This window comes from Leptotrichia sp. oral taxon 847 (genome assembly GCF_001553645.1).
Classification (GTDB): Bacteria; Fusobacteriota; Fusobacteriia; order Fusobacteriales; family Leptotrichiaceae; genus Leptotrichia.
The window spans coordinates 168,449-180,971 of sequence record NZ_CP014231.1 but is presented as its reverse complement, the minus strand read 5'-3'; the positions used below and the strand labels follow the sequence as shown (position 1 = coordinate 180,971).

Below are 12,523 nucleotides of genomic sequence, written 5' to 3'. Positions count from 1 at the left end.
ACATTTTGAAATTATAGGAGAGATATCATGAATGAAGAAAAAAATTTAATCATAGTTTATAATAAAGAAACAGAAAAATATGCAAATTTTTTAAAAGCTTTATTAACACAAGATGATGATACAGAAGAAAAAATTATTGGTGTAAAAGATGGAACCGTTGATGTAGTTGTACATTCGTATAATGAATATAGACAAAATAAAATGTCAATGGGAAAAGATAACTACATATTATTTATAGGAAATGATGAAAATATAAAAAAAGAAACTGAATTTATTAAAATAAAAGGAGAATATGGATTAAAATATGGGTGGGTAGGAAAAATTGGAGTTCTTTTTGTTGATAAAAATAAGTTAGAAAAAAGAGAATACCAAAAATTATTCGAAAAATTAAAAAAGTACGGTGATTATATCAAACAAAATAAAGAAGTCTTTTTATTAGATAAAAATAAAGAAACAATAATGACGACGGTAGGGGTAGTGACAACGGTAGGGGTAGCAAGTCTTTTTTTGTTTCTTTTTCCGTTGTTACTACCTCCAGTTCTATTAATACCTTGGAATGTCTATAAAATAAATAATTATAATAAAATATTGAAACAACAGTATCTTTGTTTGGTTCTTACTTTTTATTTTGAATTAATAAATCAATTTATTGGTGAGTAAAATGAATACATTTAATAAAGGATATAAATTTTTCATAGATAATCTAGAAAGAGATTATGGAATAAATTTAAGTGAAAATTATTTAAAAAATATAAATTTGGAAATAGAAAAATTTGAAAAAGAATTGAGTAATTTTGAAGGTTTTAAAACACCTAATAAACAATTAAAAGGTGATATAGCTGAATTTTGGCATTCAAATACTTTTAATATAAATGCTGCATTGAAAGATTCTAGAAATAGAGCATATACTGATAGAAGCCATGAATTTGCATCACCAGATATAAAAGGAAATTTTGGAAAAGATTTTGGATTAAAGTATTATAGAAATGGAGAAGAAGGAGTCAAAGCACAATCATTAAGCATTTTTCAAAAGTTTTCTGAATACAAAGCAAAAGGCGGAAAAGAAAATATAGAAGAATTTTTGAAGAATAGAAATTTAAGTAATAATGATAATATATTAAATGATCCAATATATAAGGGACAAATAAGAGTAATTCCAAGAGAACAGTTAGAAGAAGCAATAAAATGGTTAAAAAGAAAAATAAATGAAGAAAGTTCTAAAAGGTCAGAACAATTTTTTCGTTATCAAGAAACACTTAAACTATTAGATGATAGATTAAGAGATGGTAAAGGAGTCGAGTCTATCCCGCTTTCAACAGAAGAAGCTCTTAAACTTTCAGAATTATCTAAATTAGGTAATGTGGATTTGAAAAATTTTGGAATAAATATAGAAGATTTAATGAAATATGAATATATTATACAACAAGGATTTAGAGCAGGATTAAGTTCTGCAATAATAAAAATGGTTTTAGAAGTAACACCAAAATTATATTCAGTTATAGAGTATTTAATAAAAACAGGTGAAATAGATAAAGAAGAATTGAAAAAAAATGGATTTGCAACATTATTAAGTGGTGCCAAAGGATTTTTATACGGAAGTTTATCGGCTTCTTTAATAATTTCTTGTAAATCTGGAATATATGGTAATGTATTAAAAACAATAGATTCTTCTGTAATTGGAGCAATTTCTGTGATATTACTAAATACAATAAAAAATTCTTATAAAGTTTCTAAAGGTGAAATGAATAATCGTGAATTAGTAAACGAGTTAATTAGAGAAATGTTTATTTCTTCCTGCTCTTTAATTGGAGGAGGAATAACACAGGGAGTAATAGAAATTCCAATATTAGGTTTTATGTTAGGAAGTTTTATGGGAGCAGTTTTAGGCACTTTCATATACGAAACATCATATAATGCTATAATATCATACTGTATAGATTCAGGATTTGCTTTTTTTGGTTTAGTTGAACAAAATTATGAATTGTCGAAAGAGATATTACAGGAAATTGGAATTAAAGTTTTTGAATATGAAAAATTTAGCTATAATAAATTTGAACATAAAAAATTTAAATTCAAGAAATTTAGTTATAATAAATTTGAATATAACAAAATAAAGATAAAAATTCTTAGAAGAGGAGTTATCGGGGTAAATAAAATAGGGTATGTTGAATAAATTTAATTTAAAATATCAATATTTGACAAAAATCAAAATACAGAGTATACTAACTTTAGTGATTGTACTACAAGAATAACCCACTTAATTGTGCGTTGTTGTAGACTGTAGAAAAAGCTCTTTCAATTTTGATAGGGCTTTTTTGATAAAAAGGGGGAAAAACTTTTAAGGAACAAGTTGAGATTTTAAATAGAAGAAATGGGGGAAAATTACGAATAAAAACTGAAAGATTGGCATAAATAGAAATTATGATAAACTAATTGATTGACAAAAGATATACTTTGTATGTATAATAAATATAAAAGGAAGTGATATTTTATGGCAACAGTTAATACAAGTATAAAAATAGATGAAGAAACTAAAAAAGAAGCACAGGAATTATTTAAAGATTTAGGATTAAGTCTTAGTACAGCAATTAATATATTTTTAAAACAGGCTATAAGAGAAAAAGGCATACCATTTTATATAAATTCTTTACCTGAAAATTCAGAATTGGCTCAAGCATTTGAAGAAGCTAAACAAATTAAGAAAAATCCTTCAAATTATAAATCGTACAGTAGTCCAGAAGAAATGTTTAAAGATGTCTTGGGAGAAGATTATGAGGGATAAAAAAGAAGAGTATAAATATTCTATTATTCTTACTGGGAAATTTAAAAAACATTTAAAAAATCTAAAAAAACAGAAAAAAGATTTAAAATTATTGGAAAGTATCATCTCAATATTGGCAAAAGGAGAAAAACTTCCTCCTAAAAACAAGGATCATAAATTAGTCAATAATTATGATGGAGCAAGAGAATGTCATATAACTCCAGATTGGTTATTAATCTACGAGATAGTTGAAGATAAATTAATATTGATTTTATTAGCATCAGGTAGTCATAGTGAACTATTCTAAATTTTATATAAAATGTGGGAGTTGGTTGAGATAACATAAATTGATAAAACAATTTTATCAAGAAAGGAAAACAAAAAATGGAAAAGAAAATATACAAAGCAGTAAACTGGAATACCCCAGAAAATGATTATGTGGAAACTTTCTGGGAACAAAATATAAGACAATTTTGGATTGATACGGAATATATTCCGTCAAGGGATATTGACAGCTGGAATGCGCTTAAGCCTGAAATGAAATTGGCTTATTTACATGCACTTGGAGGACTTACAATGCTTGATACATTGCAAAGTCATACCGGAATGCCTAAAATTATTGATCACATTGATTCACTGCAGAATCGGTCAGTGCTTTCTTATATGTGCATGATGGAGTCGATTCACGCAAAATCTTACTCAACAATATTTACAACAGTAGCGTCAACTCGTGAAATAAATGAAACATTTAACTGGGTTCAGGAAAATCCACATTTGCAGTACAAAGCCAATAAAATTGACAATTATTATCAGAAGATGAATAATCCAGAAGCTTCAAGAAGAGATATTGCAATGTCTTTAGCGGCTTCGGTTTATTTGGAAACTTATTTGTTTTACAGCGGATTCTTTTTGCCACTTTGGCTTGCTGGACAGGGAGAAATGGTGGCAAGTTGTGATATAATTAAGAAAATTATTGCGGACGAGTCAATTCACGGAGTATTTGTCGGACTGCTTTTCCAAGAATTATATAATTCATTTGATGAAGAAACTAAAAAGGGAATGAGAGATGAATTAAAGACATTGCTTTACGACTTGTATGAAAATGAATGCAGATATACCGACGAAGTATATGGAGATATTGGACTTACAGGTGACGTTAAGGAATATATCAGATACAATGCCAATAAAGCGCTTATGAATTTGGGATTTGAAGAAGAGTTTGAAGTAAAAAATGTAAATCCGATTGTGTTAAATGGGCTTAATGTAGAAACAACACAGCATGACTTCTTCTCTAAAAAATCTACAAATTATGAGAAAGCGTTGGAAATTGAGCATTTACATGACGATGACTTTGGATTTGATGACGACGACGATGATGATTTTGATATATAGTTCTAAAAATAAAAAAGTATTAAAATTATTGTTTGACAGAGTAAAATATTTAGGGGAAATAAAAACTTCTATTTTAAGTTTCTTATTCAATCCAGAAAGTTACTAAAATAACAATTTTTTTCTATTCCTTTTTTAAGCAGAAGTGCTCATCGCCGCACCCCTGCACCCCGGCAAGGCTCAAGACATTTTTATGCACTGCCAAAAAACTCGCACTAATCGTGCTCAAACAGTTTTGTCAGCACATAAAAATGCTCCGACGGTTTAAAATTCTAATATTATACAAAAGGTGTCGTGATTTTTTTGGAGTAAAGACGACTGTCTGAACGAAGTGAGTTTCGGCTTTGCTTCAAAAAAATGCTTAGACGAGCGTGGGGATTATAAGGGGAAATGGCGGTCCTTTCCCCTTATGTAAAAAAATAAAAAACTATACTAAACAAAATAACATCTTGTAATCGAGAATAACTTAAAAAATTTAAAATTAAAAATCTGCCCCTAAAATTTTTAAACCATCATTATTGTTTAAAAATTTTTAATTTTTCTATTTATATGGTATAATAAAACTGAAAATTAAAAAAATTTAAGATTGGAAGTGAAAAAACATGAAAAAAATTAGAAAAATTGGAATTATGTTTTTTATTTCAGCAATTTTGATAAGTGCAATAGCTTGTGGGAATGGAAAACAAAGTAAAAATAATAAAATAAAAGATTATTCTTCTAAAGTAGATAAAAATAAAAAAAATGAAGTGGAACTAAAATCTTCTTACGGTGATGGAGAAAACCGTAATTTTACAACTGATGGAAAACTTCATGAAGATAAATTTCTGAATAAAAAATTTGGATATACTGATACTTCTGATGAATTTGAAATAAAAAAAGATGCAAAGGGATATTATGTTGTAGATTACGATTTTGGTGAAGATGGTCAGAATACTGAAGCAAAAAAAGATACAAAAAGATTAAAAGTCTATAAAAATTTTGCACTTGTAAAAGAAGATGGCGATAGTACTATGATCTATGCTTACGATACAAAAATACAAAAACTTGTATTTTTAAATTCAAATGGTAAAATATTTATGGAAGCGACAGAAATGGAATAAAAAAACAATTTTAAAATAAAAAAATGAGAGTATTCAGAATTTTTATGTAAATTTGTATACAAAACTGTCAAGTGTAGCGATTTTTTGAAATATTTGCATACAAAAAATTTTTACACACCCAAAATTTGAGATAAAAATTAGGGAGAACGTATTTTTCTCCCTTTTTTATATTATAAAAATTCTTTTTCAAATTCATCTTCACTTAGTATTCTAATTCCTAAATTTTGAGCTTTTTCTAACTTACTTCCCGCTTTTTCTCCGGCAATTAAAAAATCTAAATTTTTTGAAACAGCAGATAAATAATTTCCACCTTTTTCTAAAATTATGTCTTTTATTTCATTTCGTTTATATCTTTGTAATTTTCCTGTCGCAAGAAAATTTTTATTTTTTATCGGATTATCTTTGACTTCCTCTAACTCATTTTCTGTAAATCCGAATTTTAGACCAATTTCTTTAAGTTCTGTAATAATTTTCCAGTTATTTTCATCGTTTAAAAAAGTGTTTACAGCAATTGCGGCTTTCTCTCCAATTCCTTTTACTTCCAGGAGTTCTTCGACTGTTTTTTCTTTTAAAGTGTCGATGTTTTTAAAAGTTTTGCTCAAAAGATTGGCATTAAATTTTCCTACGAAAGGGATTCCAAGTGCGTATAAGACTTTAGAGAAATCTTGTTTTTTACTTTCATCTATGCTGTTTAACAAATTGTCAACACTTTTTTTCCCCATTTTTTCCAAATTTTCTAATTCTTCGCGATAATTTTCTAAAAAATAAATGTCTACAACAGTCTTTATTTTTTTTAGTTCAATAAATTTTTCTACGATTTTATCTCCTAGACCTGAAATATTCATAGCATCCCTTGACACAAAATAGGAAATTTCTCTTTTTATTTTTTCGGGACAATGAGGATTTAGGCATTTTAACGCAACAAGCCCCTCTTCTTTTACAAGTTGGCTACCACAAACAGGACAATTTTCAGGTTCTTTTATTTCAGTTTCTGTTCCAGTTCTATCGTCAAACACAACATTTATCACTTGCGGTATAATTTCAGCGGCTTTTTCTACAATTAAATTATCTCCAATTTTTATATCTTTCCTACGGATTTCGTTAAAATTGTGAAGGCTAGCCCTTTTTACAATTGACCCAGATAAATTTACAGCTTCTAATTCTGCAACTGGAGTTACAACACCTGTTCTTCCCACTTGAAAAGTTACATCCAAAAGTCTTGTTTTGACTTGCTCAGCAGGAAATTTATAGGCTATTGCCCATCTGGGACTTTTTGTCGTGTAGCCCAAAGTTTCATAAAATTCAAAATTATTTATTTTTATGACAAGTCCATCGGTTTCATAATTCAATTTTTCTCTTTTAGTTCGCCATTTTTCAATGGATTTTTCAAGAGTTTTAAAGTCAGAATATTTTTCAAAGACTTTGGTTGTCTTAAATCCTAATTTTTCTATAAATTTAATACTTTCCAAATGAGTTTTAATTCCATAATTTTGTGCGTTGACTAAATAGTAAAGGTAGCAGTCAAGTCCCCTTTTTGAGACAATTGTAGAATCTAGTTGTCTTATTGTTCCTGAAGCAGCATTTCTCGGATTTGCAAAAACTTCTTCCCCGTTTTCTTCCCGCTCTTCGTTTATTTTGTTAAAATTTGGAATTGGTAAAATAATTTCTCCTCGAACTTCCAATGAAATTGGATTTTTTAATTTTTTGGGAATGGATTCAATTTCCATAATGTTATCTGTAACATCTTCTCCAATTTGTCCATCGCCTCGAGTGACAGCTTTTAGCAAAACGCCGTTTTCATAAATAAGGCTTATGCTAAGGCCATCTAATTTTAATTCCAAAATATATTCAATTTTTTGCGAAGAATTAATAATTTTTTTTACTCTTTTGTCAAAATCTTCGATTTCAGCGATATTGTAAGTATTTGATAGACTTAACATAGGGACTTTATGTCTTACTTTGGAAAATTTACTGCTTGCAGTTCCACCAATTTTTTCAGTTGGAGAAACATCAATTTGCAAAAGGGCGGGGTATTTTTCCTCCATTTCTTTTAATTTTCGTAAAAGACCGTCATATTCCATATCTGAAATAATTGGATTATCTTCGTTGTAATAAAAATTATTATGTTTTTCAATTTCATTTTTTAAATTTTTATAATTTTTTAGTATATTATCGTCAAGTGAGTTCATTTTTTTCCTTTCAATTTTTTTCTCTTTAAGTTAAGTATATCATTTTTTGTAGAAATTATAAATAAAAAATTTTGAAGGATATACAAGGCTACTTTTTTTATTGAATGTTGCAGTAGGATAGTGTTGCTTTTGTGAACATTTTACTTAATAAAAATATATTGATTTTTAAAATTATATTTTGTATAATAAAATATACGTTTATAATCAAAGAAAGGAAATTAAAATGAAAACATTATTTGAATTATTTTTTTCATTTGCTAAAATGGGACTTTTTACATTTGGAGGTGGGTACGCTATGCTTCCTATGATAAAAAGGGAAGTTGTTGAAAAAAATAAATGGGCTACAGAAGACGAAATTATGGATTATTATGCGATAGGACAAGTAACTCCTGGAGTTATTGCGGTAAATACTGCAACATTTGTAGGGCACAAAGTAAAAGGGCTTGTGGGCTCTATAGTTGCAACTCTTGGAATGATTGTTCCCCCTATTATAATTATTACTTTGATTGCTATATTTTTGAAAAATTTTTCTCATCTTATGGTTATAAAATACGCTTTTAATGGAATCCGTGCGTGTGTCTGTGTGCAAGTTTTTCAAGCTATATTTATGATGGCAAAAAAATCACTGCCTGATTTAATTTGTATCGTAATATTTATTCTTGTAATTGTATTTTCAGTTACAAATATATTAGATCCGACTTTACTTGTGATTTTGGCGGGAGTAACAGGAGTTATTATTAAAAACTTTACAAGAAAAAAAGATAGTGGAGTTGATCAAAAAACAGATAACGGGGGTGAAAAATAATGAATGAAATAGTAAAACTATTACATTTATCGATAGAATTTGGAAAAGTGGGACTTTTTTCAGTCGGTGGAGGACTTGCTACTTTGCCGTTTCTTTATCATATGGGACAGAGAACACATTGGTTTACTGCTAATGATGTGTCGGATATGATAGCGATCTCTCAGTCAACACCTGGACCCATGGGAATTAATATGGCAACTTCGGTTGGATTTACAATAGCGGGGCTATGGGGAGCAGTAATTGCGCCAGTTGCTCTTGTTGTGCCGTCAATAATTATTATCATTATGATTTCTAACGCATTAAGAAAATTTCAGGATTCAGTTTTAGTGCAAGATATTTTTTATGGATTGAGACCAGCTTCTATTGCACTTATTGTAACAGCTGGGATTAGTGTAGCAAAGGGTTCTTTGCTGGACATAGAAAAATATCATTTATCAAAAAATATATCTAATTTGTTTGATTATAAATCCATTGTTTTGGCAATAGTTATTGCAATACTTACAAAGTTTAAGTTTAATCCCATACTTTTGATTGTGCTGTCGGCAATTGTCGGAATAGTTTTTAAATTTCAATAAAAAATAAAAGGAGTGATTTAATGGCAATATCACAATATAAAAATTCATATGATTTGTTACAAAAGGACTTAAAAAATAGAATTTTACTGCTGGACGGAGCAATGGGGACGATGATACAGCAAAAAAACTTAACTGCCGATGACTTTGGTGGCGAAAAATATGAGGGGTGTAACGACTACCTTGTATTGACAAAACCTGAAATTATTAAAGATATTCACAAAAAGTATCTAAAAGCTGGAAGTGATATTATAGAAACTAACAGTTTTGGGGCTTTGGATATTGTATTAAAAGATTATGATTTGGAAGATAGAGCTTTTGAAATGAATAAAAGAGCGGCGGAGCTTGTAAATGAAGCAATTTTAGAGTACAGAAATGAAAATCCTGATGATAATAGGCATCTTTATGTTGCAGGAGCATTGGGACCATCTAATAAGTCAATTAGTGTTACTGGAGGAGTTACTTTTGATGAACTTGTCCATACATATTATACAGCTGTTTCAGGGCTTTTAGCTGGTGGAGTGGATTTAATCCTGTTTGAGACAATTCAAGATACGAGAAACTTAAAAGCCGCATATTTAGGGCTTAAAAAGGCTATGGAAGAGAACTATACCGTGCCGCTTATGTTGTCATTTACAATTGAGAGTACAGGAACAACACTTGCTGGACAAACCGCAGATGCCTTTTATTACGCTGTAAATCATATGCATCCATTTTCTGTCGGATTAAACTGCGCAACAGGACCTGAATTTATGACTCAGTTTTTAAAAACATTAAATGATATTTCAAATACTTACATCTCCGTCTATCCAAATGCTGGACTTCCAAATGAAGATGGAGAATATGAAGAAACTCCCGTAACTTTAGCAAATAAATTGGAGCCTTTTTTCAAAAATAAATATTTGAACATTGTGGGCGGATGTTGTGGGACTACACCTGATTACATCAGAAAAATTAAAGCTAAAACTGTAAATTATGAGCCTAGAAATATTGATAAAAATAAGAATTTTAATAATTTGTCTGGTCTAATTTCACTTGAAACTCCTAAAGATAGACCGATTTATGTGGGAGAACGGACAAATGTTATAGGTTCAAGAATTTTTAAAAATTTTATTGCACAAGAAAAATTTGATGAAGCGACTGAAGTTGCAAGGCTTCAAATTAAAGGGGATGCCGATGTGATTGATGTCTGTCTTGCAAATCCAGATAGAGATGAAGTTGCCGATATGAAAGCATTTTTGGAAAAGGTTTCAAAATTTGCAAAAGTGCCGATAATGATTGACTCGACTGATATAAATGTCGTTGAAAAAGGGCTGACTTATCTTCAGGGAAAAGGGATTATTAATTCGATAAACTTGGAAGACGGGGAAGAAAAATTTAAGAAAATGGCTGAAGTTATCAAAGAATTTGGAGCTGCGGTTGTTGTGGGGCTTATTGATGAAGAAGGAATGGCCGTTTCACTTGAGAAGAAAGTTAAAGTAGCAAAACGAAGTTACGAGCTGCTTACGAAAAAATATGGAATTGATGAAAGAGATATAATTTTTGATACGCTTGTTTTTCCAGTTGCGACAGGAGATCAAAAATATATTGGTTCTGCAACTGCGACGATTGAAGCTATTCGCGAAATAAAAAAGGAAATGCCTAATGTTAAAACAATTTTGGGAATAAGTAATATTTCATTTGGATTGCCGATTGCGGGAAGAGAAGTGCTAAATACTTATTACATGAATAAAGCCTATGAAGCTGGGCTTGATTTTGCGATTGTAAATACTGAAAAAATTATTCCGATGGATGAAATGTTGGATGAAGAAAAAGAGCTGTCAGAAAATATTTTATTTCATACAAATGATGAAAATGTTTCAAAATTTGCAAATTTTTATAGAGATAAAAAAGCGACTAAGAAAAAAGTTGATGTAAGTAACTTGACGGCAGAAGAAAAAGTTGCAAATTTGGTTGTCGAAGGAAGTAAAAAGGATTTGACAGTTTTATTAGATGAACTTTTGAAAAAATATACTCCAATTGAAATAATAAATGGGCCTTTGATGACTGGAATGGACGAAGTTGGAAGACTTTTTAACAAAAATGACTTAATTGTTGCGGAAGTTTTGCAAAGTGCGGAGGTTATGAAAGCGAGTGTGGCATATTTAGAGCAGTTTATGGAAAAAGACGAGTCATCTGTGAAAGGTAAAATAATTATGGCAACTGTAAAAGGTGATGTGCACGACATCGGGAAAAATTTGGTTGGAATAATTATTGGAAACAATGGTTATGAAGTGATTGACTTAGGAATTAACACTCCTGCGGAAAAAATTCGAGATGCTGTAGTAAAAGAAAAAGCTGATTTTTTAGGACTTTCAGGACTTCTAGTAAAATCTGCTACTGAGATGGTAAATACTGTCGCTGTGTTAAGAGAGGCAGGAATTTCTATACCGATATTTGTTGGTGGAGCTGCACTTACAGAGAAATTCACAATTAATAAAATTGAACCAGCTTATGAAAATAATATTGTAATTTATTCAAAAGATGCGATGACAGCGCTTTCTGATTTAAATAAAATGATTGATGAAAAGAAATTTGAAGAATTTAGAGAGTATTTGCAAAAACGAAGAGATTTGCTTTTAATAAAAGATGAAAAAGAGTTGAAAAAATTGAAAGTAAAACAGACAGTCAGCGATATTAAAGATAAAGACGGAACTTTTGACTATTCTCAAATTGAAATTCCAAAATATAATTTTGAGAATATTTATAAACCTGAAACTTTGAACAAGCAAATTATCACAAATATAAAAGCAAAAGATGTGTTTCCGTTTATCAATTTGCAAATGCTTATAGGAAAACATCTGGGACTAAAATGGATTGTTGGAAAAATGCTTGAAAAACAAGATCCCCGTACAGTAAAAATGTATAATGAAATTAAAGATATTATCGAACACGGCGATGAATATTTTGATATAACTGCAATTTACAAATATTTTCCTGTGCAAAGAAAATATGGTAAAGAAAAAAATGAATTTTCGTTGGAAATTTTATCCGATGATTTGAGTAAAATTATCGAAACATTTAATTTTCCAAGACAAAAATACGGTCAGTATTTGTCATTAAACGATTATGTAGCTCCTAGCGGAATTGACTATGTTGGATTCTTTGTTGCAACGGCTGGAGAGAAGTCAAGAATTGTGTCTAACGAATTAAAAGCAAAAGGTGAATTTTATAAAGGACATTTGGTAAATTCAATAGGATTGGAACTTGCGGAAGCGACTTCCGAGTATATTCACCAAATTATGAGAAAAGATGTGGGAATTATCGATAAGGAAATGAAAATGGAAGATATATTAAAAGCAAATTATCAAGGTAACCGTTATTCATTTGGATATCCTGCATGTCCAGATTTAAGTGATCAAAAAAAATTATTTAAACTGTTAAAACCTGAAATTTATGGAATAAAACTTACTGATGAATTTATGATGTATCCTGAAGCATCTGTAAGTGCAATCGTATTTTCACAACCGTTCTGTAAATATTTTAATATGTAGTTAAGTAAAATAGAAAGTATCAAAAAAATTATTTAAAATGTATAAAAATTAAAAATTGAGAGAGGCAATTATAATAATTAATGTGAAGTTTTTGTTTCAAAAAATCAAAATTTTGAATAATCAATAAAATAGGGAACCTTAATTTATATTTTTAAGTTTCCCTTATTTTTTATT

General features: G+C 29.4%; 10 protein-coding genes. 9 read left to right on the top strand and 1 reads right to left on the bottom strand.

Annotation, left to right across the window (positions count from 1 at the left end):
• Positions 1 to 27 precede the first annotated feature (27 nt).
• From AXF11_RS00850 to AXF11_RS00825, 6 genes are all read left to right on the top strand, one after another.
• Positions 28 to 660 (top strand): hypothetical protein, encoded by a 633-nt coding sequence (locus AXF11_RS00850; protein WP_068154071.1) that lies wholly within the window; start codon positions 28 to 30, stop codon positions 658 to 660.
• 1 nt (position 661) lies between these two features.
• Positions 662 to 2,173, top strand: coding sequence for a hypothetical protein (locus tag AXF11_RS00845; RefSeq protein ID WP_068154070.1), 1,512 nt, complete (start codon positions 662 to 664; stop codon positions 2,171 to 2,173).
• Between the two features lie 318 nt (positions 2,174 to 2,491).
• Positions 2,492 to 2,782 (top strand): type II toxin-antitoxin system RelB/DinJ family antitoxin, encoded by a 291-nt coding sequence (locus AXF11_RS00840; RefSeq protein WP_068154069.1) that lies wholly within the window; start codon positions 2,492 to 2,494, stop codon positions 2,780 to 2,782.
• Positions 2,772 to 3,068: a type II toxin-antitoxin system YafQ family toxin gene (locus AXF11_RS00835; protein WP_068154068.1), complete on the top strand. Its 297-nt coding sequence runs from the start codon at positions 2,772 to 2,774 to the stop codon at positions 3,066 to 3,068. The genes AXF11_RS00840 and AXF11_RS00835 overlap by 11 nt, the downstream gene beginning before the upstream one ends.
• A 77-nt stretch (positions 3,069 to 3,145) precedes the next feature.
• A complete protein-coding gene (nrdF, locus tag AXF11_RS00830) occupies positions 3,146 to 4,153 on the top strand; it encodes a class 1b ribonucleoside-diphosphate reductase subunit beta (protein WP_068154067.1) in 1,008 nt (335 codons plus the stop codon).
• Positions 4,154 to 4,752: 599 nt separating this feature from the next.
• Complete coding sequence (locus AXF11_RS00825) at positions 4,753 to 5,250, top strand: hypothetical protein (RefSeq protein WP_068154066.1); 498 nt, start codon at positions 4,753 to 4,755, stop codon at positions 5,248 to 5,250.
• Between the two features lie 170 nt (positions 5,251 to 5,420).
• Here the strand turns inward: AXF11_RS00825 and ligA are convergent, their stop codons facing one another.
• Positions 5,421 to 7,439, bottom strand: coding sequence for an NAD-dependent DNA ligase LigA (gene ligA, locus AXF11_RS00820; protein ID WP_082729355.1), 2,019 nt, complete (start codon positions 7,437 to 7,439; stop codon positions 5,421 to 5,423).
• Positions 7,440 to 7,662: 223 nt separating this feature from the next.
• Here ligA and AXF11_RS00815 point away from each other — a divergent pair, with 223 nt between their 5' ends.
• Genes AXF11_RS00815 through metH form a run of 3 tightly spaced genes read left to right on the top strand, consistent with a single transcriptional unit; the run spans position 7,663 to position 12,349 of the window.
• Positions 7,663 to 8,244 carry a chromate transporter gene (locus AXF11_RS00815; RefSeq protein WP_068154064.1) on the top strand — a complete coding sequence of 194 codons (582 nt, stop codon included), beginning with the start codon at positions 7,663 to 7,665 and terminating at the stop codon, positions 8,242 to 8,244.
• A complete protein-coding gene (locus AXF11_RS00810) occupies positions 8,244 to 8,819 on the top strand; it encodes a chromate transporter (RefSeq protein ID WP_068154063.1) in 576 nt (191 codons plus the stop codon). Before AXF11_RS00815 ends, AXF11_RS00810 begins: the two co-directional genes overlap by 1 nt.
• Positions 8,820 to 8,839: 20 nt before the next feature.
• A complete protein-coding gene (gene metH / locus AXF11_RS00805; protein ID WP_068154062.1) occupies positions 8,840 to 12,349 on the top strand; it encodes a methionine synthase in 3,510 nt (1,169 codons plus the stop codon).
• Positions 12,350 to 12,523 lie beyond the last annotated feature (174 nt).

Excerpts from the sequence above, each read along its gene's own strand:
- AXF11_RS00840 (WP_068154069.1), top strand. The coding sequence starts at position 2,492 with ATGGCAACAGTTAATACAAGTATAAAAATAGATGAAGAAACTAAAAAA.
- AXF11_RS00850 (WP_068154071.1), top strand. The coding sequence starts at position 28 with ATGAATGAAGAAAAAAATTTAATCATAGTTTATAATAAAGAAACAGAA.
- AXF11_RS00845 (WP_068154070.1), top strand. The coding sequence starts at position 662 with ATGAATACATTTAATAAAGGATATAAATTTTTCATAGATAATCTAGAA.
- AXF11_RS00825 (WP_068154066.1), top strand. The coding sequence starts at position 4,753 with ATGAAAAAAATTAGAAAAATTGGAATTATGTTTTTTATTTCAGCAATT.
- AXF11_RS00810 (WP_068154063.1), top strand. The coding sequence starts at position 8,244 with ATGAATGAAATAGTAAAACTATTACATTTATCGATAGAATTTGGAAAA.
- nrdF (WP_068154067.1), top strand. The coding sequence starts at position 3,146 with ATGGAAAAGAAAATATACAAAGCAGTAAACTGGAATACCCCAGAAAAT.
- AXF11_RS00815 (WP_068154064.1), top strand. The coding sequence starts at position 7,663 with ATGAAAACATTATTTGAATTATTTTTTTCATTTGCTAAAATGGGACTT.
- AXF11_RS00835 (WP_068154068.1), top strand. The coding sequence starts at position 2,772 with ATGAGGGATAAAAAAGAAGAGTATAAATATTCTATTATTCTTACTGGG.
- ligA (WP_082729355.1), bottom strand. The coding sequence starts at position 7,439 with ATGAACTCACTTGACGATAATATACTAAAAAATTATAAAAATTTAAAA.
- metH (WP_068154062.1), top strand. The coding sequence starts at position 8,840 with ATGGCAATATCACAATATAAAAATTCATATGATTTGTTACAAAAGGAC.